Annotated in this window: 23 protein-coding genes and 1 pseudogene; 12 read left to right on the top strand and 12 right to left on the bottom strand. The window is 36.5% G+C overall.

Annotation, left to right across the window (positions count from 1 at the left end):
- Nucleotide 1: 1 nt before the first annotated feature.
- The 5 genes from LRS05_RS03055 (at nt 2) to LRS05_RS03035 (ending at nt 5221) form a co-directional block, all read left to right on the top strand.
- Nucleotides 2-643 (top strand): hypothetical protein, encoded by a 642-nt coding sequence (locus LRS05_RS03055; protein ID WP_257866971.1) that lies wholly within the window; start codon nt 2-4, stop codon nt 641-643.
- Nucleotides 644-1510: 867 nt separating this feature from the next.
- A complete protein-coding gene (locus LRS05_RS03050) occupies nt 1511-2251 on the top strand; it encodes an FkbM family methyltransferase (protein ID WP_257866970.1) in 741 nt (246 codons plus the stop codon).
- A 10-nt stretch (nt 2252-2261) separates the two neighbouring features.
- Complete coding sequence (locus LRS05_RS03045; protein WP_257866969.1) at nt 2262-2807, top strand: hypothetical protein; 546 nt, start codon at nt 2262-2264, stop codon at nt 2805-2807.
- An 839-nt stretch (nt 2808-3646) separates the two neighbouring features.
- Entirely contained in the window at nt 3647-3928 is a 282-nt protein-coding gene (locus LRS05_RS03040) for a hypothetical protein (RefSeq protein ID WP_257866968.1), read from the top strand.
- A 306-nt stretch (nt 3929-4234) separates the two neighbouring features.
- A complete protein-coding gene (locus LRS05_RS03035) occupies nt 4235-5221 on the top strand; it encodes an O-antigen ligase family protein (RefSeq protein WP_257866967.1) in 987 nt (328 codons plus the stop codon).
- 207 nt (nt 5222-5428) lie between these two features.
- Here the strand turns inward: LRS05_RS03035 and LRS05_RS03030 are convergent, their stop codons facing one another.
- A complete protein-coding gene (locus LRS05_RS03030; protein ID WP_257869222.1) occupies nt 5429-6205 on the bottom strand; it encodes a glycosyltransferase family 1 protein in 777 nt (258 codons plus the stop codon).
- Between the two features lie 339 nt (nt 6206-6544).
- On the opposite strand from LRS05_RS03030, the gene LRS05_RS03025 reads away from it, so the two are divergent.
- The 3 genes from LRS05_RS03025 to LRS05_RS03015 all read left to right on the top strand — a co-directional run bounded on the left by LRS05_RS03025 (nt 6545) and on the right by LRS05_RS03015 (nt 7772).
- Nucleotides 6545-6976, top strand: a complete 432-nt coding sequence (locus LRS05_RS03025) for a hypothetical protein (protein WP_257866966.1) — start codon at nt 6545-6547, stop codon at nt 6974-6976.
- Nucleotides 6977-7107: 131 nt separating this feature from the next.
- Entirely contained in the window at nt 7108-7473 is a 366-nt protein-coding gene (locus LRS05_RS03020) for a glycosyltransferase (RefSeq protein ID WP_257866965.1), read from the top strand.
- 38 nt (nt 7474-7511) lie between these two features.
- Nucleotides 7512-7772, top strand: coding sequence for a glycosyltransferase (locus LRS05_RS03015; protein WP_257866964.1), 261 nt, complete (start codon nt 7512-7514; stop codon nt 7770-7772).
- Here the strand turns inward: LRS05_RS03015 and rfbD are convergent.
- From rfbD to LRS05_RS02975, 8 genes are all read right to left on the bottom strand, one after another.
- Nucleotides 7769-8437, bottom strand: a complete 669-nt coding sequence (gene rfbD / locus LRS05_RS03010; RefSeq protein WP_308224960.1) for a dTDP-4-dehydrorhamnose reductase — start codon at nt 8435-8437, stop codon at nt 7769-7771. The genes LRS05_RS03015 and rfbD overlap by 4 nt on opposite strands.
- A 160-nt stretch (nt 8438-8597) precedes the next feature.
- Nucleotides 8598-9149, bottom strand: coding sequence for a dTDP-4-dehydrorhamnose 3,5-epimerase (rfbC, locus tag LRS05_RS03005; protein WP_257866963.1), 552 nt, complete (start codon nt 9147-9149; stop codon nt 8598-8600).
- Nucleotides 9149-10015 (bottom strand): glucose-1-phosphate thymidylyltransferase RfbA, encoded by an 867-nt coding sequence (gene rfbA / locus LRS05_RS03000; RefSeq protein WP_257866962.1) that lies wholly within the window; start codon nt 10013-10015, stop codon nt 9149-9151. The genes rfbC and rfbA overlap by 1 nt, the downstream gene beginning before the upstream one ends.
- 98 nt (nt 10016-10113) lie before the next feature.
- Entirely contained in the window at nt 10114-11067 is a 954-nt protein-coding gene (locus tag LRS05_RS02995; RefSeq protein ID WP_257866961.1) for a hypothetical protein, read from the bottom strand.
- 9 nt (nt 11068-11076) lie between these two features.
- Nucleotides 11077-12762 (bottom strand): hypothetical protein, encoded by a 1686-nt coding sequence (locus tag LRS05_RS02990; RefSeq protein WP_257866960.1) that lies wholly within the window; start codon nt 12760-12762, stop codon nt 11077-11079.
- 47 nt (nt 12763-12809) lie between these two features.
- On the bottom strand, nt 12810-14306 hold the full coding sequence (locus LRS05_RS02985) for a GH3 auxin-responsive promoter family protein (protein ID WP_257866959.1): 1497 nt from the start codon (nt 14304-14306) through the stop codon (nt 12810-12812).
- Between the two features lie 2 nt (nt 14307-14308).
- The gene (locus LRS05_RS02980) at nt 14309-14665 is read right to left on the bottom strand and encodes an SdpI family protein (RefSeq protein WP_257866958.1); all 357 of its coding nucleotides are present in this window, start codon (nt 14663-14665) and stop codon (nt 14309-14311) included.
- Nucleotides 14662-15531 (bottom strand): M23 family metallopeptidase, encoded by an 870-nt coding sequence (locus LRS05_RS02975; protein WP_257866957.1) that lies wholly within the window; start codon nt 15529-15531, stop codon nt 14662-14664. The genes LRS05_RS02980 and LRS05_RS02975 overlap by 4 nt, the downstream gene beginning before the upstream one ends.
- 166 nt (nt 15532-15697) lie before the next feature.
- Here LRS05_RS02975 and LRS05_RS02970 point away from each other — a divergent pair, with 166 nt between their 5' ends.
- Entirely contained in the window at nt 15698-15886 is a 189-nt protein-coding gene (locus tag LRS05_RS02970; protein ID WP_257866956.1) for a twin-arginine translocase TatA/TatE family subunit, read from the top strand.
- Between the two features lie 54 nt (nt 15887-15940).
- On the opposite strand, the gene LRS05_RS02965 is transcribed toward LRS05_RS02970, so the two are convergent.
- A complete protein-coding gene (locus tag LRS05_RS02965; protein ID WP_257866955.1) occupies nt 15941-18064 on the bottom strand; it encodes a Tex family protein in 2124 nt (707 codons plus the stop codon).
- A 277-nt stretch (nt 18065-18341) separates the two neighbouring features.
- Here LRS05_RS02965 and LRS05_RS02960 point away from each other — a divergent pair, with 277 nt between their 5' ends.
- Together LRS05_RS02960 and LRS05_RS02955 are read left to right on the top strand one after the other, a co-directional pair.
- The gene (locus tag LRS05_RS02960; RefSeq protein ID WP_257866954.1) at nt 18342-19115 is read left to right on the top strand and encodes a hypothetical protein; all 774 of its coding nucleotides are present in this window, start codon (nt 18342-18344) and stop codon (nt 19113-19115) included.
- A gap of 7 nt (nt 19116-19122) precedes the next feature.
- Nucleotides 19123-19371, top strand: coding sequence for a hypothetical protein (locus LRS05_RS02955; RefSeq protein ID WP_257866953.1), 249 nt, complete (start codon nt 19123-19125; stop codon nt 19369-19371).
- An 8-nt stretch (nt 19372-19379) separates the two neighbouring features.
- Here LRS05_RS02955 and LRS05_RS02950 read toward each other — a convergent pair whose 3' ends face one another.
- The gene (locus LRS05_RS02950) at nt 19380-20285 is read right to left on the bottom strand and encodes a cation diffusion facilitator family transporter (protein ID WP_257866952.1); all 906 of its coding nucleotides are present in this window, start codon (nt 20283-20285) and stop codon (nt 19380-19382) included.
- 1 nt (nt 20286) lies between these two features.
- Nucleotides 20287-20715 carry a ribose 5-phosphate isomerase B gene (gene rpiB / locus LRS05_RS02945; protein ID WP_257866951.1) on the bottom strand — a complete coding sequence of 143 codons (429 nt, stop codon included), beginning with the start codon at nt 20713-20715 and terminating at the stop codon, nt 20287-20289.
- 785 nt (nt 20716-21500) lie between these two features.
- On the opposite strand from rpiB, the pseudogene rnr reads away from it, so the two are divergent.
- Nucleotides 21501-23662 (top strand): annotated as a pseudogene (rnr, locus tag LRS05_RS02940) (ribonuclease R).
- The last annotated feature ends 7 nt before the right edge of the window (nt 23663-23669 follow it).

Here is a 23669-nt window from a genome sequence, read left to right as displayed (position 1 = left end):
CATGTTATCTTATAGTAAAATTAACGGAAATCATTTTTTAATGAGCGCCTTTTACAAAGGCATTTCAGGGTTTTCACTCTTTGTTTCAATACCTATACTAATCAATTATCTGGGAGATGCTAATTATGGCGTGTGGGTTTTAATATTTACACTATTTCAGCTTATTTTGCTAATGGATTTCGGCCTAGCCAGCACCCTTAAAACCAAAATTCCGGAATTGCAGCATTATGGCAATATTTCTCAAATAAACGCCTATATAAAATCTACATATTTAAGTACCACAATAATTGCTGTAGCAACATTTATATTCCTTTGTTGCCTTGTTATAATACTAGATCTTAAATCATTATTCAAAATTCCGCTTCCCTCTGGCTTCATAATTCGCTTATTTATTGTAAATATTCTGTTCTTTTGCCTCAATTTTATAATGAATACATACAAGGCACTCTTTGTAAGTGTTCACCGTGGTAAATATTCAGAACAATCAATTGCTGTAAATCAGCTTGTGTTTTTATTATCTGCCATTTCCATAAACTTTTATACACCTTCAATAAATATTTATGAAAAGCTTTATGCCATATCAATAACAAATGGCATTATAAGCTTGGCAGTAAATACTGCGTATACCATTTATTTTTTTTAAAACCGAGCCATATTCACTATTTACAAACTGTAATACTGAAAGCGGATTTCTTCGCGATGTTTTCCATATGGGCTTACAATATATGGCTATTCAGGTTGGTACCTTGTTTCTGTTTTCATCTGACAATTATATACTTGCTTACTTTTTTGGGTCCTGAAGAGGTCGTACCCTATGAAATTGTCACCAAATATTTTCAGTTCCCTTTAATGATTCTTATGGCTGCCATGGCACCTGTATGGTCTTTATTTACAAAACATTATTTACAGAAGGACAAACAATGGTTTTTATCAGCATTTAAAAAGTTCAACTTGTTTTACATTATTATACTTTTAGGGCTAGTACTAGCTGTTTTTGTTGCACCTCCAATTATGAATGCCTGGATTGGGGTGAACTTTAATATTTCTCACAGTTTGCTATTTCTCATGGCAATATATACGGCCTTGCGTATAATCACAACCTATTATGGATATTTTTTTAATGGCACTGGCAACTTAAAGTCATATCTTATAATTTTATATGTAGGTGTTGTGCTAAAGATTCCTTTGTCATATCTTTTTGTTAAACTTAATGCTGGTATTTCTTCAGTTTTAATAGCGTCGATTATCTGCCTTTTGGTTTGGAGCATAATACACCCTATCCAAGCCTATAGCATTGTAAGAAAACTTAAACCCCAGAAAATTTAATTTTACCAAATCTTCTTATATTCTGGTATTATCCCAATAGCCTTAATAATTATTATCAAATAATATATATGATTTAATTATTTTTATACCGTAATTAAGCATTAATCCAGTTAATATTCTATTTTTGTAGCGCGCTTATAACACTGTGGTTGTTAAGCGTTGAAAATAAGATCATTACGCAAAAATGCACAAATTTCTATACAAATATAAAAGTCCGTTACTCAAACTTAAAAGGTTATTCAATAAAGTTACAGGCATTGAAATAATAAAATATCCGACACCAGAATTACATAGACGGATACAATTAATAAAAAATCATGACATTGATGTTGTAATTGATGTGGGTGCAAATATTGGCCAGTTTGGATCTGAAATGCGAAATATGGGCTTTAGTGGTAAAATAATCTCTTTTGAACCTTTAAAAGATGCATTTTTAAAATTGACGAAAGTTTCTTCAAAAGATCCGCTTTGGGAAGTACATAATATTTCGTTAGGAGAAAGAGATGGAAAGACCTATATTAATATTGCACAGAACTCTGTAAGCAGTTCGCTATTGGAGAATCTCCCACAACTTACAGAAAGTGCTCCAGGCGCAACATTTGTTAACAAAGAAATTGTTGAAGTACGCAGGCTTGATACAATTTTTAAAAGTCTAGGGATTTCGGAGAACAATATTTATCTAAAAATTGACACCCAGGGATATGAAAAGATGGTACTTGAGGGCGCGGCTGATTCTTTACAAAAAATAAAAGGTATCCAGATAGAGATGGCGCTATTTCCTTCGTATACTAAATCACTTACATTTGATGAGACAAAAAAATTACTTGAGAGTAAAGGTTTTATATTAATGGCCCTTGAAAATGGCTTTTACGATAAAAATACCGGAAAACAACTTGAAGCGGACGGAATATTCTTTAAAACTTAAATTTTATTATATGAGCAAGCAATTACTAATTTACTTTCTGACAATTATCTTATTTATATCCTGCAAAGATGATAAGCAAACATCGCCTACTACAGATTTAAATGATAATAAATCATCAGCATATATTTTGATTTTAGAAGCAAAATTTTCTCTAAATGATAAATTTCAGATTTATTATACTGACGAAGAAGGTGCCGAATTATCTGGCGAGAATGTTATAGATATGTTCGTTTATGGAAACGCTGAAATGCAAAAAATTGAAATCCCATTTCCTGAAGATGTTATACCATATAAAATTAGATTTGATTTAGGGGAAAATAACTCCCAGTCTGTAATGTCTATAAAAAACATCTCGATAAAATATAAAGATAAAATTGTTGATGGTGACAATGGAAAATTCCAAAATTATTGGACTCCAAATGAAGCCTTGAAGTATGATGCGGCTAATTTTGTTTATAATTTATCGCTCGTAAATGGTGTTCATGATCCATTAATGATATCTAATTCAAATCTTGAAGATGAACTAGCAGATTTGCGTCCTGCAATAAAAGAATAATTTAGAGGGGGGGATAATCTCCCCCCTTTTTTCCATATGCGACAAAAAAGAATTTTTTTAGTATTTATACAGGCATATGCCTTATTCTTTTTAATTTTTCTGTCATCTCCTGTTTTGTTAAAAGCGACATTTATTGCCAATTTCTTTGTTATTTGGTTAATGACGTTTTATCATCTGTTTATAGAAAAGAAATTTTCACCTTTTTTAAGTGTTTATATAGTATTTAATTTTCTTTTTTTTATCGTTTCTCCAATGATTCAGATAGATGATTTAGAGAGAAACGGTACAACCAGATTTATCCAAAATTTTCCATATGATCCTGAATTCTGCATCAGGACTAATATATATATATTAGTATTTCATATTCTTTTTTTTTATTACATATTTATTTGCATCAGGAAAAATAGTTCAAAAAAAAAGAAAACGTTACAGTATTTAAAAATATTCCTGTATATGTAATACTATTACTTATATTTTCCATCATAATTGTCATTATCAATTTCAGTACTATACAATTTCAGTTACAAAACGAATTTTATAAAGAAGTTGAAGTTACGAGTGTAACTGAGTATCTTTTTGTACAAAAGTTTTTGTTTTTTCTTCCTTTCTCAGGAATTATCTTAGGGTCACATTATCTTAATACTCAAGATAAAAAAACAAGTAATTATAAGCTGGTATTTTTTGTCGTTATTTTATTATTACTTGTATTTTTATTTATAAAAAATCCGCTTACTGAAAAGAGAAATGCTTTAGGCCCAATTTATATAACTTTTATATTTTTGTTTTTAAGAAGATATCTCGACACAAATCTTAAGGTATTAAGGTTTATGTTTCTTTCTATGGTATTATTATTCCCGCTGCTTACTATAATTACCCACTCAAGATATTCATTATCACAAATGATTGAGCGCCCTAGCACCATCGCTTCTAATTTTGAATACCTACACGTATCCGACGCATTTAATTCACTTCATTATGATGCGTATGCTAACTTTATGGCTACAATTGATTATTACGACAAAAAGATGTCGTACCGGGAAAACAACTTACTGGGAGTATACTATTTTTTGTTCCTAGGAAAATATGGCCGGAAAAACCTGAATCTACTGGATTTAAAATAGGAAATTACCTAATTGACAAATACAAATTTGACTTTAATAATCTTTCTAATCCTTATATATCAGAGGGCTATATAAATTTTGGCTTTTTAGGAATCCTTTTGTTTGCAATTATACTGGCGCTTATACTCATACGATTGATAAAAATGCTTAATGGATACGATCCTTTAAAATATGCTTTTTGCATTTTACACTGCAATATATATGATGTATTTTTACGGGGAGACCTTACAAATGGTATAGCATATATTACTGCTACTTATGTTGCAATTGTTTTTCTTCCAAAATTTTTTCTCCAAAAAAGAATAAATGAAGAATAAATTTTTATTTAATCTTTTAAAGCTAGTAATTTGCCTGAATGGCGCAACTTTAATTATTCCAAATAAATTTAAAGCTTACCCAGTATTATTATTTTTGGTTACAGCAATGCTTTCAATACAAACTGTAAGATTAAAATGTCTTAACTATAAAAGATTATTTTTACTTAGTTTACCATTCCTTATTTTTTGTTTTAGCTTATTGTATACGGATAACTTACTTAAAGGATTTTCTAAACTCTCAACACTATCTGCATTAGTTGCCTTCCCACTCATAATGTTAATCCTCCAACTTACAAGAGTAAATTTTAAGATTTTTGAAAGATTATTATACAGTTCATTTATTTTGTCTGTAAGTATTTTTGGAATGTGTTCATTTATTTATTTCTGGAGTCAGGAATTCACATTATCTGAGACTATAATCCATTACTCTAATCTTATCAATATCCGCTTAGGTCTTTTTTCAATACATCCTATTTATTTCTCACTGTATATAGGTATTGCTTTAATCTTATCTTTAGAGAAACTAAAATCATTAGATAAAGCGCGATTAAAGGTTTTAATCATTCTAATAATTATAATGAATATGGTGTTTATGGGTATTCTTATGAGAAAAGGACCTATAATATCCTTTTTTCTGGCATGCATAGTCTGGATGTTTCAAAACAAATCTTTTAGGTCTTTTATTCTCATATCAGCATTGGCAAGTATAATAATAGGCACCATTACATTATTGCCTAAATATAAAAATTTCAATCGTTTTGGAGAACTTTTAAGCATCTCTAATACACATGAAACAAAATCATCAACTCAAATAAGAGCTGATATTTTTAAGTGTTCTATTCAAGGAGTTATAGAAAGCCCGATATTTGGCTATGGTTTAGGCTCATCCAACAAAAACTTGATGAGTGTTATCAAATCAATACAAGCATTGATGAAGCTAATAAATATAATAGCCATAACCAATATTTATCAATAGTATTATGCTCCGGTTTGGCAGGACTGGCAATATTCTTGTTTTATCTTTGGAAGATAATTATTCAGATTAAAGCTAATCTCTTATATCTTGCAATAATAATATTTTTTCTCTAAACTTCCTTACCGAGAATTTACTTGAACGTGAGAGTGGTGTTATAATATATTCTTTATTTGTTTCTTATTTTTATTATAAGTCCTTACACATAAATCAGGAGGAAATGTACTTGTAAAAATCATAAGTTTCGGCTGCTGACTTCTCCCAACTAAATTTTTCAGAATTTTCAATACCTTTGCCAATAATATCGATTCTAAACTCTTTATTTTCAAGTAAATGTATACCATTTATAAAATCATTTACATTAGGAGTATCATATAACAACGCAGCTCCACCCGCAATTTCTGGTATTGATGTTTTGTTTAAAGCAATAACTGGGCAGCCAGCCTTCATAGCTTCTACTACCGGTATACCAAATCCCTCATAATAAGACGGATAGAGGCAAGCGTGTGCATAATTATAGAACAAGTTAAGCGTGCCATCGTTAATATTGTTATAAACATGTACTTTACTAAGTGAATCACCAATATACTCCTTTTCTTTCACAGATAATTCATCTCCAATAACATACAGCTTGTAATCGGCTAAAGATTTTATTATATCTATAGCCAAGTAAAAGTTTTTATATGGCATTCTGCCTCCTACAAACAAAATATATTTTTCATTTAAATTGTAGTCATCCTCTGCTTTCTTAAATTGTGGGTGAGATTTATCTAACACCTTATAAGCTTCACTCACACCATTATATATAACTTCTACTTTTTGATGTTTTTTTGCAGGGCAAAATTGTTTAAGATCTTTATATGTACTGTTTGATATACATATAATTCCGTTAGCTCTCTTAATTGAATTATATTTAATTAGATTGTGCATAATTCTTTTATGCCCGGGTGCAAAAAAATTATGTGTAAAATCATGAACTGTTGTAATCTCATTTCCAGAATTTGATTTTATTTTTCTGTAATAGCTTGAATGATAGATAGCATGTTCATCTTTTATGGAACTGTTAATAGGGCAAAACTCTATGCAGCAAACTTGATTCTGTCGGAATAATTTTGCTGCTATTAATGTCTAATTGCTGTCTGTGGAAATTTAATTTTGCATCCTGGCTTTCAAAAAATATTACATTAGCATCTGGCTGATTATTTATATATTTAATTAAGTTGAACCAATAATTTGAGACACCGCCATTTCTTACATGGCTAAAAATAATGTTATCAAGATAAACATTCATATTATGGTAAAATAATACATTTGCAAAAAAAATTTATGCCTTCAGACAAAACTATAACTATAATTACCGGTAATTTCTATCCTGAAGATACAGCTATCGGTCTTTATACAACAAAATTTGCAAAATTCCTTAGCGAAAATGGTTTCAAAGTTAATGTTATTACTGGTTTTCCATACTATCCTGCATGGAAAATATCTGAAGAATATAAGAATAAAGATACTTATATAGTAGAGTCAATAGATGGAATAAAAATTTTTAGATATAAACAATCAATTCCGTCTAAAATAAACTTTTATGGTCGGGTCAAACTTATGTTAAGTATATTATATGGAACAATCATAAATACATATAAAATCAAAAATACTAATCTTGTATTTTGCATTGTACCTTTTACTACTTCAATTATCCCTGCAGCTAAATTAGCAAAAAAACTAATGCAAAATTATGGGTTCATATACAGGATTTAGAGTTTGACTTAGCAATTGAGTCTGGTGTGTTTAATAACAGATTGTTGTCGGGTTTCATAAGAGATTTACTTTTTCGTACAGAGCGTTATCTACTTAATAAGCCAGATATAATTAGTAGTATAAGCTATAGTATGATTGCAAAGATTAATAGCAAAAACAAAAATCATAATTGCGTTTATTTTCCCAATTGGATAAATGTTGATACATTAAATCTTAATCAACCTGTAAACCACAATTATATTGACAAAACAAAGTTTAGCCTTCTTTACTCCGGAAATATAGGGGAGAAACAAAATTGGGATTTTTTTATCAGACTTTGTAGAATTATTAAAGATCCTGATATTGAAATTATAATTGTCGGTGATGGTGCATATGCAAATAAATTAAAACAAAGATGCTCAGATTTTACTTTTGTAAAATTTTATCCATTAGTAGATTATTCCGAACTGGGATCACTTCTATGTTCGCCTAGTGCTCACTTCCTTTTCCAAAAATAGATGTTGTTGACACTGTAATGCCTTCAAAGCTATTAGGTATGATGGCTAGTGCCAAACCTTCTATTGTAACAGGTAATGAGAGTTCTGAAATAAAACAAATTTTTGATAAATCAGCTGGCGGATTATATATTTCAACTAATGATGAAAATATTATTTATAGAAATCTACTTGATTTAAAAAATGACAGTACTTCTGCATTTGAAATGGGTAGAAATGCACGAAAATTTGTAACTGATAATTTTTCTGAAAATAATATACTTGATGAAATATTATCCAAAATAAATATATTATTAAATTAATTTTTTCCTAAACTGTCTTTCCAGAGAGGTATTTTTAAATCAAAAATTTTTTTTATCTTATCTTTATCAAGCACACTGTACTTTGGCCTTAAAGCTGGTGTCGGGTATGCCGATGTTGTTATTGGGTGTATAGTTACATTAATTTTATTAATTCTAAAAATTTCTTTTGCAAATTCATACCACGTACAGCTCCCCTCATTGCTGTAATTATAAATACCATAATTAGTATTGCGGCTGAGAATAATTATAATTAATACATTAGCAAGGTCTACAGCATGTGTGGGCGTGCCTTTTTGGTCATTCACAACAGATAATGAATTACGCTCGTTACCCAAACGTATCATTGTTTTCATAAAGTTATTCCCAAATTGAGAATAAACCCATGATGTCCTGATGATAAAATATTTTTCGGCTATATTCCTTATTTCATTTTCACCTTCAAGCTTAGTTTTACCATAAACGCTTTTTGGGTTTGGCACATCATCTTCGGTATATGGAATGTTTTTACTTCCATCAAAAACAAAATCAGTAGAAATATGCACCAACACAACATTATATTCATTACATACTTCGGCAATATTTTTTGCCCCAGTAACGTTTACACTATGGGCTTTTTCAAGTTCGTTTTCAGCTTTATCAACCGCTGTGTAGGCCGCAGCATTAATACAAAAATCTGGCTGATGAATCCTGAAAATTCTTGCAGATTATGCTTATTAGTAATGTCGGCTTTTGAAGATGATGCAAAAATAAATTTTAGTTCAGGATATTCGGGTGCTATATATTGTAATGCTTGCCCTAATTGGCCTGATCCGCCTGTAACTAAAATTACCATATCTTAAGTGAATTTTGCAATTCTGGCAGATATTTATCTTTTTCTGAAATAATTAATATCTCGTCTTCAAGCTGCCAGTCAATTTTCAAACTATCATCATTATAAGCAATACCGCCTTCAGAGTCCTTATTGTAAATGTTATCACATTTATAAAAAAAGGTTGCTGTATCACTTAAAACAACAAACCCATGTGCAAATCCTCGAGGTATGAAAAATTGCTTATTATTTTCAGATGAAAGCAAAACACTTATATGCTGGCCATAGGTTTTTGATTCTGGTCGTATGTCAACGACAACATCCAGCACTTCGCCCTCAATCACGCGAACTAATTTAGCTTGCGCATATGCTCCTGTCTGGTAATGTAAGCCTCTTAAAACGCCTCGTGTAGATTTGGACTGATTATCTTGTACAAAGTGTGCTTTTATCCCTGTATTAGCTTCAAAAGCACTTTCGTTAAAAGTTTCCATAAAATAGCCGCGCTCATCATAAAACACTTTCGGCTCGATTATGAGGCAACCTTCAAGTTCTGTAGCAATTACATTCATTATTTTTCATTTATGAGACTTACCAAGTGTTTGCCGTATCCACTTTTTAATAAAGGCTCGGCCACGCTCAATAATTGCTTTTCATCTATAAAACCCATTTTGTAAGCGGCCTCTTCAGGAGCTCCAATTTTAAGGCCCTGTCTCTCTTCTATAACCTGAACAAACTGGGTGGCCTGCATAAGGGAGCTAAATGTGCCTGTATCAAGCCATGCCGTGCCCCTGTCAAGTATAGAAACTTTAAGTTTTCCGCGGTTTAGATATTCTTTGTTTACGTCTGTGATCTCAAGTTCACCCCTTCTGCTCGGCTTTATGTTGGCAGCAATTTCCACTACATCATTATCATAAAAATAGATACCCGGTACTGCATAGTTCGATTTTGGGCTTTCAGGTTTTTCTTCAATAGAAAGTACATTTCCCTGTTCATCAAAATCAACAACTCCGTATCTTTCAGGGTCATGAACATGGTATGCATAAATTATTCCTCCGTCAGGATTATTATTTGCCTGTAAAAGTGATGAAAGACCTGTCCCATAAAATATATTATCACCAAGTATAAGTGCTACTTTATCATTGCCAATAAATTCTTTACCAATAATAAACGCCTCAGCAAGTCCATTTGGCTGATCTTGTACAGCATACACAAATCTGCAGCCAAGATTGCTTCCATCACCTAACAAATGCCGGAATAGTGGCAGGTCATGCGGCGTTGATATTATTAATATCTCCTTTATACCCGACCAAATTAATGTGGATAAAGGGTAGTATATCATTGGCTTGTCATATATTGGCATCAATTGTTTACTAACCGCTAATGTCAGCGGATGAAGTCTCGTACCTGAACCTCCTGCAAGTATTATACCTTTCATATGTTTAACTTAAAATATTGGTAGATGTCAAATGCTGTAATTCTAATTAGCGACATTTTATGATAACTTTATATATTCTATTACTTAAATACTGGTATTTAATTTTGCGCTTTCTTTATAATATTTAATGTAACTATAGTTAAGGCATAAATTATAATTAAAAATATAGGCAGTATTATGAAGAGATAAGAATCAACTATACTTATGTCTTTACGATTTAAAATAATACTGTTTTCTCTCACAACTTTTGTAAAGTTAATACGGTTTAGCCTTAGTGCACCCTGTTCTGCAATAAAATCATTCCTACTTTTTATAACATCATTAAGCTGTGTGTTTTCATTGTAATAAACGAGATTTCCAGATTTTGCATTTTCGGATGACTTATCACTAAAGTTTTTTAAAATACCATTAATATCGTTTATAACTGCGTTGTTTGCTGCAATTTTATCTTCAAGATTTATTAGATATTGCTTTTGAATTGCTGTATAATATTGTGAGTTATTAAGATAATCCATAATCGGATCAACACTTAGATTTTCAGAAGTTCTGCCCTTTGTTTTAAATGTTAATAAATGATACGGATAATTTTTACTTGTCGTTGGGTCATTAAGCACCTTTGCCATGCTTACATCCTCAGCCATTAATCTTAGAAGTTCAAAATTTGTTTGGCTGCTGGACACAAATTGATAAACATCATTGATCGGTTCTATCTCAATACCCAATAAATGCTTAGGATTTTTTAAACCTATAGATTTTAAAAAACCTTCGTCATTCTCTATAATTTTTGAGTTGATTAAATCAATCTTATTATATACATAATTTACACTCCCAAAATTTGGTATTAAAATTACTTTGTTTTCATAAGTTTTACTGCTTTTTTGGAGAAAATATCCTCCAACCGCACCAGTAATAAACAATATAATTAGAATAAACTTATGTTTCAATATAAATCTTACAAACCTGAAAACTGTATTTTTGATATTCTTTCTTATTTTATTACTGAAACTAAAGATGTCTTTTAATTCAATATCACGATTAGTATTAGATTCCATTTGTTTGTTTTATATGTTAAATATTTGTTCTAAAATCTTAATTGTAATAAGGTATGTAGGTTTTACACCTGTTGTACCTAAGCCTCCTGATGCCAGGGTACTACCCGTTTCCAGCGGATTATCAGAAGCATAGTAAGCATACCTCACTTTTACATCTGGGTTGATGCTTTTACGGATACGCGATGCCGATTGTATTGCTTTCTGGTAGTAGGCTCCTTCCATCTCCAGGCCTATTACACCCCAGGTTGACTCATTGAAGAATTTAAGGAGGTCACGATTTTGGAGCGAAGTACCAAGCACTGTAACCATTGGGCCTACATATACAGGTATTCCCTGGTTTTCAAACATGTCTCCGGTAAGCTCATTCTCAAACGGATAGTTATCTCCTGTGCCCTCATTAATATGCGCCGAAGGTATCATTATATCACCTTTATTACCTTCAAGAATGCCTGCTTTACCCATAATTGATACTGATTGTACATCGAGCAGCGTGCGGTGCCCATCCTCTTTAAATGGCTTTAAGAGCTCATCTATAGTTTCATATGCCTGCTCGCCAAAAGCATAGTCCATAACTATAATAACGGGCCTGCTGCCTGTAATATTTGCGTTGGCAAATGAAGTTTTTGAAAAATCTATCTTTTCAGTATCAAATATCTGCACGTCAATGTTGGTACCTGAAGTATCAGGTATAGATATCATCCCGCTTTTCAGGGCAACCTCTTCTACTTTTTTCCTTGTTTCGCTATTGCCCGGTTTGCTCAGCTCTTCATAAATAAAAAAGTCGTCTTTATCTTTATGCTTAGCTTTCAGTATAGGTGTCGCGAATATAGAATTCATAACGCTGTGCATGTTAGCGCTGATGATGTGTATTGGCCTTTCAAGCAATCCGTTTTGCTTCAGTATATTCTTTATGTTGTTAGCCCAGATTTCGCCATGTATGTGGTGGCCCAGGCGTTCCCTTAATATCGGGCTGAAAGTGATGGTGCGTTTTGCGCCGCCTACTGCCTCTTCTATAGCCAGCTTGCCCAGCCAGTATATCACGTGTAGAAACCTGTCAGGAGCTTCAACGGTTCCAAAAGCATCATATATGTCTATAACCTCAGCAAAAGTCCGTCCCAGTACATTAGATACATGAGATATTGTTTTCTCTCGCTCTACAAGCGTAAGCTTTTTACCTTGCTGGATAACCTGCTCCAGCTTAAGCCAGTCACGTGTCATTTCGCCATTCTCATCAACCAGCACCCGGTCTTTTATCTTGTGCGATTCAATGAATATAAATGTTAAGTGCGTAAGGATATCGTAAATATCACTTCGCCCGCGGGTAATCTCTACGTTCATCTGCTCCTCGTCAATACGGTAGCAGTTACGCCTCCTTTTTGGGGGGATTATAGCCTTAAAATGCGATTTTGAATAGCCCTCGTCAGATGTAAGGTTTATAAAACGGCATTCTTCAATGCCAACAGGTAAGCGTTCAATAACATATAACAGGCCATTAAGCTCTACTTTTTCTTCAGCAATTGAACCATATATTTCAGGGCGGAGCGAAAGCAATGCTTCACGAAGAGTATCACCCGATACACCCATCGGTTTGTAAAATCCGCGGTTAAAAAGGTGGCGCATGGTTATGTACAGCTTCTCAATAGCAGCACTTGATTCCTGCGCGCGTGACCTTGTAATATTTTTAATTCCTTGCATTAATTGTAATTTACCCGCAAATGTAGGATTTATTTTTTAGTTTATTTTTAACTTATCTCGCTGCGTACTAAGACATCTGCAATTTTACGGTCGTTGCTAAGGCGGGGCAGTTTATTTTGCCCTCCAAGCTTACCGATAGATTTCATATATTCCTGAAAGCCATTTTTTGGCACTTTTGTAACAACCAGCGTTCGCAGCACATTCCCTGCAATAAGGTCATCATAATACACATTTTGCTTCCGCATGGCTGCATCAATCTTAAGCTCGAAAGCTTTCATATCTGCAGGCTCATTCTCAAACTCAATAAACCATTCGTGATACGGCAGCCCGCTTTCAGGACTTACTTGTGGCGCTACGGTAAACTCGTTCACACTTACATCGGTACCTTCCATAGCTTCATTAAGTGCAGCTTCCACTTCTTTACCAATAACATGCTCACCAAACGCCGAAATGTAATGTTTTATCCTTCCGGTCACAATTACGCGGTAAGGCTTCAGCGAAGTGAATTGAACGGTGTCGCCAATATTATATGCCCAAAGCCCTGCATTGGTTGATATTATCAATACATAATTGGTGTTTAGTTCTACTTCTCCTATGGTATAGCGGTGCGGATTTTCGGTAAAAAATTCATCTGCCTTGATAAATTCATAGAAAATACCGCCGTCAAGCAGCAACAGCATGCCTTTTTCATTTTGCTGGTCCTGATAGGCAAAAAAGCCCTCGCTGGCAGGGAAAAGCTCTATACTGTCAACACGCCTGCCTATAAGGCTTTCAAATTTAGAACGGTATGGCTCATAATTTACCCCGCCGTAAATAAACAGGTTGAAGTTTTTAAAGATGTCGCCAACCTTTTTACCTTCTTTTTGCTGAAGTTTCTCAAAATACATCTGCACCCAAGACGGAATGCCTGATATCACGGCCATGTTTTCGTTGTAGGTTTCTTCAACAATGGCATCTACTTTGGTTTCCCAGTCGTCAATAATGTTGGTTTCCCAGCTTGGCATCCTGTTCTTTTGCAGGTACTTAGGTACATAGTGGGCAACAATGCCTGAAAGCCTGCCAAGCTTAACCCCATTCTTTTCATCAAGCACCGGGCTGCCCTGCAGGAAAATCATCTTACCGTCAACAAAATCTGCCCTGCCCGTCTCGTGTATGTACAACAATATTGCATTACGCGCTGCCTCAACATGGTACGGCATCGATTCCTTAGTAATCGGGATATATTTTGCACCAGATGTTGTACCTGATGTCTTTGCGAAATAAATGGGTTTGCCCTGCCATAATACATTTTCTTCTCCATGAACCACACGATCAACATACACTTTCAGCGCTTCATAATCACGCACCGGGACTTTCCTGGCAAAATCAGCCATCGATTTAATATCCTTAAAATCATGGTCTTTACCAAACTCTGTATTTTTTGCATCAGCTATGAGCTTTTTAAAAACCCGCTGCTGCGTTTCTATAGGCCTATATGCCCACTTCCGGACTTTACGGTAAATGATTGCTGCAAATATTTTAGCGCCGAATGACTTTAATGACATAGCTAATTATTTTTGAAACGCCTTTTTATAGCAATTTCGGTTAAGGCTATTATAAGTACTGCACTTGTAAGTAAAAGCCATATGCCAATTAATTGCTTATCTTCATAATCATTTGGCACAAAATAGCCTAACACTGACAATACAATCATTAAAACACCGCAAATCATCATTACTTTTGAAGAATATTTCTGTGCAAAATCCCATCGCTCCTGCGATTTCATTGAAGAGCCGGTACGGTAACCAATAAAACCATTAATTTCTGTGGGCTGTGCAGCATACATAATTATACCGATGAATGTAAACACAAATCCGGTTATAAATGATGGTACAATTATGTTATCTATTATATCCTGTATCATTCAAAATCTATAAATTGTGTAGGGTCTATTGGGTAGCCGTCTTTCCAAAGCTCAAAATGCAGATGCACACCGGTACTTTGGGTGCCGGTATTTCCTGCAAGGGCAATCACTTCGCCGGAACGAACTGTGTCGCCCTGGTCTTTGGTTATAGAAGCTGCATGCTTGTAAACCGAAATAAGCCCATCATTATGGCGCATTATCACAACATTGCCATTTGTCGGAGTCCAGTCTGCAAATACTACCGTTCCGCTCGCTACAGATTTTATAGGAGTATCTTTTGCTACCGAGATGTCAACTGCAAAATGCTTGTTTCTCGAATTGTATTTTTCTGTAATGATGCCTTTTACGGGGGCAAACAGCACCTGGCTCACCCTAGGGCCGGCTTTTTCAAAAACATTGTATTTGTCTTCAAGCGCTACCTGTTCACGCAGTTTCAGCTCTTCTTTTGACGGGGCAAGCTCCGGGGCCTCTGCATTTGCCTGTTCCGGCGCTACGATAGAGTCACGGCTTAATTTTGCCGTTTCAAGATCACCCGTAAGTACTTTTTTTATTGACGCAAGATAGGCTTCATTTTCATTGATCACCTTCTGTAGCGAGTCTGATGCTATAGCGTTTCGGGTAGCTTCGCGCTTCAGCTGTGTTGAAGCATAGCCGGGAATATATTCGCGCAGGGGCGTGAAAGCTATGATGTACGTTGTAAGCGCAATCATAACAATGCTGATGCTGGTAAGGCCAACAAAAACATTCATCAGGTTGAGCTTGAGTGAAAAAATCTCTTCAAACGTCTCCTCGTTCAACAGCACAATGCGGCTTTTCGTGAAAAGCTTTTGCTTAATCTCCTGCCTTTTCAGCCTTTTTGCCGACATAATAAACTATTATTGCAACAAATATAACAAACCCATACTTTAAAGCCTAACAGTAAAACTCCTTTAATAATTGTGATTTATTTAACGCAAACCATTTCTAAATAATTGCCGTAGATATACTTTGTGTTCGATTTTGTATTAACTTTGTCTTTTAAAACTATTTGTCATGGGTAAATTCGGAGGTTGGGAAATAATATTGATCGTTGCGGTTCTGCTTCTTTTGTTCGGAGGTAAAAAAATTCCGGAACTTATGAAAGGGCTGGGCTCTGGCATCAAGGAATTTAAAAACGCTGCTAAGAATGAAGACCAGCAGCCTGCAAACTCTAAAAAGCAAGCTGAAGAAAATAAATTGTAATCTCTCAGGATTATAAGACAAAGCCTGTAAGTGATTAGCTTACAGGCTTTTTGCTTATAGTATCATCGTTAGCGCAACTCTTTTCCGCGCTTCATCCACCTCAACTACTTTTATGGTAACGTGCTGGTGAAGCTTTACTACCTCATTCACATCGCTTACGAAACCTTCTTTAAGCTGCGATATATGTACCAGTCCGCTTTCTTTAATGCCGATATCTACAAAGCACCCGAAGTTGGTGATGTTGTTCACAATACCCGGCAAAACCATACCTTCGCGAAGGTCTTTCATTGACTTCACATTAGGGTCAAACTCAAACACTTTGGCAGCTTTCCGCGGGTCAAGGCCCGGTTTCTCAAGCTCTTTGAGTATGTCTTTCAGAGCCAGCTCCCCAACTTCAGCCGTGATGTAATCTTTAGGGTTGACTTTTAATATAGCTTCTTTATTTGCAATGAGTTCAGAAGTTTTCAGCTTCAGGTCTTTCGCCATTTTCTCTACGATCGGGTAAGCCTCGGGGTGCACCGCTGAGTTATCCAATGGGTTCTTGGCATTGGCAATACGTACAAATCCTGCCGCCTGCTGGTAGGCCTTATCCCCCAGCCTGGCTACTTTTTTCAATTGCTTCCGGTCTTCAAAAGGGCCATTTTCGGCGCGGTAGGCCACGATGTTTTCAGCAAGCTTCTCGCCTATTCCTGATACGTAACCCAACAGCGACTTACTTGCCGTGTTCAGGTTTACGCCAACAGTGTTCACGCAGCGCATCACTACCGTATCAAGCTCCTGCTTCAGGCTGCCCTGGTCAACGTCGTGCTGGTACTGCCCTACCCCAATGGCCTTAGGCTCAATCTTTACCAGCTCTGCCAGTGGGTCGCTAAGGCGGCGGCCTATGGATACTGCCCCGCGTACTGTTACGTCATAACTGCCGAATTCTTCACGCGCAATTTTTGATGCAGAATATACCGATGCCCCTGCCTCGCTCACGACAAAAACCTGCAGCGGCCAGTCAAACGCAATCTTTTTGATGAAGAACTCTGTCTCGCGGGAGGCGGTGCCGTTACCGATAGATATCGCATCAATCTTATAGGCATTCACCATCGACTTTATTTTTTTCATCGCGATAGCACTCTCATTTTGAGGCGCATGTGGGTAAATGGTCTCATTGTAGAGCAGGTCGCCTTTTTCGTCAAGGCATACCACTTTACAGCCCGTGCGGAAGCCGGGGTCTATCGCCAGGATGCGTTTTTCACCCAGTGGCGGCGCAAGCAACAACTGTTGCAGATTAACGGCAAATACCTGAATAGCAACAGCATCGGCTTTTGATTTGGCCTCCTGCAGTACCTCATTGCCAATGGCAGGTGCCAGCAAACGCTTGTAGCTATCGGCGATGGCGAGCTTTAATTGTGTAGTGGTATCACGGTTATTTTTGATGACCGACTGCTCCATAAAATCTAGCACCTCATCATTATCCACTTCTATTTTCAGCTTGATGAAACCTTCATTTTCTGCGCGTAGCATCGCCAACAGCCTGTGTGACGGCGCTTTGGTGAGATTTTCACTCCAGTCAAAATACTGGCTGAATTTTTTGGCGGCTTCATCATCGGCGCGGCCTTTGGCGACTTTTGCAGTAATGGCCGCTTTGCGGCCGAAAATTTTTCGGAGTGTTTTCCGGATGTAGATGTTTTCGTTTATCCATTCGGCAATGATATCGCGGGCGCCCTGCAAAGCCTCATCTTCGTTTGGAACGTTGGCATTCAGGTATTTAGCGGCAATGAACTCCACATCATCGCTGTTTTGCGCCATGATGATTTTTGCCAGCGGCTCCAATCCGTTTTCTCGGGCGGTATCGGCTTTGGTTTTTTTCTTCTTTTTGAAAGGTAAGTACAAGTCTTCCAGCTCATTGAGGTCGAAACTGCGGCTGATTTTATCGGCAAGTTCAGGAGTAAGCGCATTTTGCTCTTCGACGCTTTTTAAGATGGCAGCCTTACGTTTTACAATGGCATCAAAGGCTTCATTAAGCTTCGCAACCTGCTCAATAACAACCTCATCCAGGTTGCCGGTGCGGTCTTTACGGTAGCGGGCTATGAACGGAATAGTGCAGTCTTCACTTAATAATTGCAGTATGGCTTCAATGCCTTTTTTAGGAGTGGCAACTCTTTCTGAAATATAGTCGAGATTGGTCATGTAATTTTATTGAACAGCAAAGATAGTGAGGTGCAGGGAAATTATTTTTTTAAGAAAATTTTAGAGGGATATATTCGTACAAATCTTGGTGCCTTTTTGGGAATGGCGAGTGCAAGGAAATTATTTTGTTAACAAAATTTTAAGAAGGTTATGAAAATTGTTTTGAATCTATTAGATTTAATAAAATAAAATTCTGATGTGATTATCAAAATTTGTATGTAATATGTAAACATTATGTTAATTCAATTTCTTAATATTGCTTTTTAAAGTAATTTTAATGAAAGGTCTTGAAGATTTAGAGGAGAAAGCTGGATTAGATGATGACGTAAAGGAACGTTTATTAAAGTCAATTCAAGATTTTGGAGATTGGTTAACGAGCATTGGTATTTCATATAAAAAATTTGATTTAGACCGAATCAAATTTGAGCCATTTAGCGACCAAGACTGGATTATGAGAGTAAAGACTAGCGAAGGCAAAAAGTATGCTTCGTTTAATCCTTACATTTTAAAAAATTGTAGCTATGAGTTTTTTGAAATCGTAATTCTCCACGAATACTTCCATTTAATTGTCCAAGGAGTTCCTAATAAAGAGGATGCGACAAAAATTAAGGATGATTTTGGTTCAGACTTTATGAGTCTTATTGACATTGAAGCAGATTTTTATGTTGCATATTATTATAAAGAGAAGTACCAATTCACTTTAGAAAAGTACTGGACTTCTTATTTTGATGGTTCAAAAATCTTTATTGAAAAATTAATACGAAATAAGAAATTTGAACGTTTCCTTGGTTCGGTTTTGACTATTAATAAGTTATTTGAATCTCAAGAATGTAGTTTTGATTTATATTTGCCTTCTATTTCACCAGTCTTTACGCAAGAGAAAATGAGTGTATTAGTTATAAGGCAAAAACACATTGCCTTTGAACAATTCTCTACTAAATATGAAGATTTCAGAGACCTAAAAAAATTATATATTCAGCCTGACCATCTCTCAGTTGATGGTTATATCGCTATTATAAAAAAATTCACAGATAACGCATTTTTAAATTGATTGATTTATGGAGGATATAGTTGAAAAAAATAGAATTGTGCAAGAATGGTTAGGTGAACACCATTTTTTCAACATAAAAAACTCTAGCGACAATTGTTTTATTAGAGCAGATGGTTATAAGAATAGGATGGTTATTGCAATTCGCGGAGATTACGAAATTAATGAAAAAGAAATCTTAGAATTTGCCGCTCGTAACCATAGACAAGCTTGGATAGCCAACATTAACGATGAAGAAATAGAGTGGGAAACACTTTAAAATACTCTCTAATCCTCCACAATCCATCCCTGCTCTCCCCTGCCGTTCAGTCCCGGTTGGATGATAACATGCGTAATATTGAATTTTTCCGCAAGCAATTTCTCAATTTCAACTACCAGCGCTGAAAATTGGCTCAGGGTAATGTCATCGGCAAAATCAAGGCGGGCCTCCAGGTGCAGGCGCTCTTCGTCAAGCTGCCACACGTGTATATGGTACAACCTCCCTACCCCGGGAATTTTATCCACTTCGGATATAACCTCTTCCAGATCAATATCAACAGGTGTGTGCATCATTAAAATATGGGCCGACTTCCAAAGCAGGTCAAACCCTACCACCACCAGGTAAATGCCAATCAGTAGGGTAAGCACCGCATCAATCCACAGCACCTCAAAATAATACATGGCCAACCCGCCAACCAATACCGCGACAGATGCCATCATGTCGGTAAGCAGGTGCAGATAGGCCGAGCGCATGTTCAGGTTGTGGCCGGCTTCTTTCTTAAGCAGGAATACTGAAAGCCCGTTACCAACTATAGCGAGCAGAGCCATCCAGATCACGATACCCGGCTCAATAGTTACAGGGTTAATAAACCTTGTAACCGCTTCATACATAAGGTATAGCGCCACAATTATCAGCGTAAGTGCATTGACAAAAGCGGCCATAAGTTCGGCGCGTTTCAACCCGAAAGTATGCTTAAAGCTGGCCGGGCGGTGCGAGAGCTTGTGTGCCCCGTAACTTATTACCAATGATAAAACATCGCTGAAGTTGTGCAGCGCATCGCTGAGCAGTGCAAGGCTGCCGGAGAGTATCCCGCCAACCACCTGCGCCACGGTTATCAGCACATTCAGCACGATGGAGAAAAGCAGGCTCCTCCCCTTCAGGTTATGGCTGTGGCCGTGGTGGTCATGCGCCATGCTAACACGGAATTTTATTCACGCGCGTGGCGTGTCGTCCGCCTTCAAAAGCAGTGTTCAGGAAAGCATCAACCATATCAACCGCCTGGTGTACTGCTGTAAAGCGTGCCGGTATGCTTATGATATTGGCATCGTTGTGCTGGCGTGCCAGGGTCGCGATCTCTTTTGTCCAGCAAAGGGCTGCACGTATGCCGGCATGTTTATTAACTGTCATGGCAATGCCGTTGCCGCTTCCGCAGATTACAATGCCCAGCTCGGCGCGGCCTGAGGTAACGTCTTCAGCCACAGGATGCCCGAAGTCAGGGTAGTCAACGCTTTCGGTTGTATCGGTGCCGTGGTTGATAACTTCATGCCCTTTTTCTTTAAGGTATTTTACAATTGCGGCTTTGTAGTCCGGGCCTGCGTGGTCGTTTCCGATTGAAATTTTCATAGTGTGTTGTTGTAGTTTTGCCAAAGTTACCAAGATTTAGCCATACATTTTTGAAATCTAAAATCAGTTGTGTTTTAAGTGGCTGAAAATCAACTGTACAGCTTTAGTAAATTTGTTAAAATAATACAATGTTGATAACAATAGAATATGTATTGAAAAACAAGGCTTTATAAATTAACAGTAATTGTTAATAAGTAAAAATACATTTCGAAAGAATTTTTCACAAGCAATCAGAAATTTTTATAATCAAAACCGGAAGCATTCCGTCCAAATTTTTTCTGAATAGTTGTTGTAATGTTATGAAAACGTTAACAGTATTTATTAACACAAATTAACAAGTGAAGTTATCAGTGATAAAGTATCGTCAAATGAAATTAACGGCTGTTGATAACCTAAAGCGAAATTCACGAAACTACTTTAAAACAAACTGTTTACATTTTCTTAACATTGTTGAAAGCTTACTTGCAACTTTTGAAAACGGCAAATGCAACTATTTCTTCAGAAAGTTTTTCCAACTATTAACAGCCAATAATAACCATCATAAAAATTTAAATTTCAAAAAATCTTTTTTTTGTTTTTAATGATTGTTGAAAACTGTTTGATGAAGACTTACTAATGACAATTAACTATTCCCTTCGTTTTGTTATTTGGAATTTGTCTTTTAGAATTTCAAAAGCGGTGTTATAGTTTTTTTAAAAACTGTTCAGGTTTGTATTACAATGGAATGTTATTTGTAAATTTCAGCAATATTTAAAAAGAACGATGAATAAAAAGAACGGAAAACCATCCGGCAAAAAGAGAAAGACTTCTCACACAAGATATTTAAGATACTCTCTAAAAACCCGAATAAGACTTTTAATTACAGGCAGATTGCCGCAGTACTTGAGCTTGACGATACCAAAAGCAGGAATGAAATTATAAAAGAACTGCAGCTCCTGGCTTCAAAAGAAAAAATTGAAGAGACTGATAAAGGCAAGTACCGCGTGATCTCAAAAGCAGATTATGTAGAGGGTACTATTGACATGACCAGCCGCAAAACGGCCTATTTTGTATCGCCGGAAATTGAGGATGATGTATTCATCCCGACCAATAACCTCAACAAAGCGCTGGACAAAGACAAGGTAAAAGTATACATTTATAACAGGAGAAGGGGCAGAAGGCCCGAAGCTGAAGTGGTTGAGATACTGGAACGCTTTAAGACCGAATTTGTTGGCGTGATAGACATACAGAAGAATTTCGCTTTTGTATCTACCGCCAATGCAAAGATGTATACAGATATTTTTATCCCGAAAGACAAAATAGGTGAGGCGCAGAACGGCGATGTAGTGCTGGTGAATATCATTGACTGGCCGGCGAAAGCTGACAGTCCGTTTGGCGAGGTACTGAAAGTGCTTGGCAAACCCGGAGAGCATAACACAGAAATTCATGCTATTCTTGCAGAATATGGGCTGCCGTATGATTTCCCGGTAGAGGTAGAAGTATTTGCACAAAAGCTGGATACCGAAATACATGAAGAAGAGATTGCAAGAAGGAGGGACATGCGCGATGTGCTGACTTTTACTATCGACCCGCGCGATGCAAAGGACTTTGACGATGCGCTTTCTTTCCGGAAACTGGAGAATGGCAACTATGAGATAGGCGTACATATTGCCGATGTATCGCATTACGTGAAAGAAGGGACTATACTCGATGAGGAGGCGTATAACCGTGCAACATCGGTATATTTGGTAGATAGGGTAGTGCCCATGCTGCCTGAAGTGCTTTCGAATTTTGCGTGTTCGCTGCGCCCGCATGAAGAGAAATATACATTCTCAGCAGTGTTTGAGCTAAACGATAAAGCCGAAGTGGTTAACCGCTGGTTTGGGCGTACGGTGATTTACAGCGACCAGCGATTTGCCTATGAAGAAGCCCAGCATATAATCGACACCAAAAGCAACCAAATGCCGGCTGAAATATCGCTGACAGGTGAGGGGTACACCGTTCCAGATGCTATTGTGGATGCTACCCTAACGATGGACCGCCTTGCGAAAATAATGAGGCGCAAAAGGCTGGCTGCCGGTGCCATTTCATTTGATAAAGTTGAAGTGAAATTCAGGCTTAACGAGCAGGCAGAACCGGTGGGCGTTTACTTTAAAGAAGCAAAAGACAGTAACCACCTGATTGAAGAATTTATGCTTTTAGCTAACAGGAAGGTTGCGGAATTTATAGGAAAGCAGAACAAGACATTTGTATACCGTATTCACGATGAGCCGGATGAAGATAAGCTAATTGCGCTGCAAACGGTTATCTCGAAATTCGGGTATAAGCTTGATTTCAAATCAAAGAACGGTATCTCGAAATCATTGAATAATCTGCTTGGCGAAGTGCAGGGTAAAAAGAGCAAAACCTTGTTGATACGCTGGCCATACGAAGTATGAGTAAGGCAAAATATTCAACAGATAACATAGGCCACTACGGCTTGGCATTTGAATATTATTCGCATTTTACGTCGCCCATACGCCGTTATCCGGACGTCATGGCACACCGTTTGCTCCAGTATTATCTTGATGGTGGTAAATCTGCAGATGCAGATACCTACGAAGAAAAGTGTGCACATTCATCAACCATGGAAGCCCTGGCAGCCAATGCAGAGCGCGATAGCATAAAATATATGCAGGTGAAATACATGATGGATCACCGTGATGAAGAGTTCCTTGGTGTGGTATCAGGTGTTACGGAGTGGGGAATATATGTAGAAATCATTGAGAATAAATGCGAAGGCATGTGCCGCATCCGTGAAATTAAAGATGATTATTACACATTTGATGAAAAGCAATATGCGCTTGTTGGCGAGGTAAGCGGCAATATAATTCAGCTGGGTGATGAAGTAATGGTAAAGCTTAAACATGCCGACCTGGTGAAGAAGCAGCTTGATTTTCATTATTTAGGAAAGAAACAGGAATCTTAACGATTAC

The organism is Flavobacterium sp. J372 (genome assembly GCF_024699965.1).
Taxonomy (GTDB): domain Bacteria; phylum Bacteroidota; class Bacteroidia; order Flavobacteriales; family Flavobacteriaceae; genus Flavobacterium.
Note: the sequence above shows the minus strand (reverse complement) of the source record. Positions and strands in the feature narration are given on the sequence as shown.

Excerpts from the sequence above, each read along its gene's own strand:
- LRS05_RS03055 (WP_257866971.1), top strand. The coding sequence starts at position 2 with ATGTTATCTTATAGTAAAATTAACGGAAATCATTTTTTAATGAGCGCC.
- LRS05_RS03050 (WP_257866970.1), top strand. The coding sequence starts at position 1,511 with ATGCACAAATTTCTATACAAATATAAAAGTCCGTTACTCAAACTTAAA.
- LRS05_RS03045 (WP_257866969.1), top strand. The coding sequence starts at position 2,262 with ATGAGCAAGCAATTACTAATTTACTTTCTGACAATTATCTTATTTATA.
- LRS05_RS03040 (WP_257866968.1), top strand. The coding sequence starts at position 3,647 with ATGGTATTATTATTCCCGCTGCTTACTATAATTACCCACTCAAGATAT.
- LRS05_RS03035 (WP_257866967.1), top strand. The coding sequence starts at position 4,235 with ATGAAGAATAAATTTTTATTTAATCTTTTAAAGCTAGTAATTTGCCTG.
- LRS05_RS03025 (WP_257866966.1), top strand. The coding sequence starts at position 6,545 with ATGCCTTCAGACAAAACTATAACTATAATTACCGGTAATTTCTATCCT.
- LRS05_RS03020 (WP_257866965.1), top strand. The coding sequence starts at position 7,108 with ATGATTGCAAAGATTAATAGCAAAAACAAAAATCATAATTGCGTTTAT.
- LRS05_RS03015 (WP_257866964.1), top strand. The coding sequence starts at position 7,512 with ATGATGGCTAGTGCCAAACCTTCTATTGTAACAGGTAATGAGAGTTCT.
- rfbC (WP_257866963.1), bottom strand. The coding sequence starts at position 9,149 with ATGAATGTAATTGCTACAGAACTTGAAGGTTGCCTCATAATCGAGCCG.
- rfbA (WP_257866962.1), bottom strand. The coding sequence starts at position 10,015 with ATGAAAGGTATAATACTTGCAGGAGGTTCAGGTACGAGACTTCATCCG.
- LRS05_RS02995 (WP_257866961.1), bottom strand. The coding sequence starts at position 11,067 with ATGGAATCTAATACTAATCGTGATATTGAATTAAAAGACATCTTTAGT.
- LRS05_RS02990 (WP_257866960.1), bottom strand. The coding sequence starts at position 12,762 with ATGCAAGGAATTAAAAATATTACAAGGTCACGCGCGCAGGAATCAAGT.
- LRS05_RS02985 (WP_257866959.1), bottom strand. The coding sequence starts at position 14,306 with ATGTCATTAAAGTCATTCGGCGCTAAAATATTTGCAGCAATCATTTAC.
- LRS05_RS02980 (WP_257866958.1), bottom strand. The coding sequence starts at position 14,665 with ATGATACAGGATATAATAGATAACATAATTGTACCATCATTTATAACC.
- LRS05_RS02975 (WP_257866957.1), bottom strand. The coding sequence starts at position 15,531 with ATGTCGGCAAAAAGGCTGAAAAGGCAGGAGATTAAGCAAAAGCTTTTC.
- LRS05_RS02970 (WP_257866956.1), top strand. The coding sequence starts at position 15,698 with ATGGGTAAATTCGGAGGTTGGGAAATAATATTGATCGTTGCGGTTCTG.
- LRS05_RS02965 (WP_257866955.1), bottom strand. The coding sequence starts at position 18,064 with ATGACCAATCTCGACTATATTTCAGAAAGAGTTGCCACTCCTAAAAAA.
- LRS05_RS02960 (WP_257866954.1), top strand. The coding sequence starts at position 18,342 with ATGAAAGGTCTTGAAGATTTAGAGGAGAAAGCTGGATTAGATGATGAC.
- LRS05_RS02955 (WP_257866953.1), top strand. The coding sequence starts at position 19,123 with ATGGAGGATATAGTTGAAAAAAATAGAATTGTGCAAGAATGGTTAGGT.
- LRS05_RS02950 (WP_257866952.1), bottom strand. The coding sequence starts at position 20,285 with ATGGCGCATGACCACCACGGCCACAGCCATAACCTGAAGGGGAGGAGC.
- rpiB (WP_257866951.1), bottom strand. The coding sequence starts at position 20,715 with ATGAAAATTTCAATCGGAAACGACCACGCAGGCCCGGACTACAAAGCC.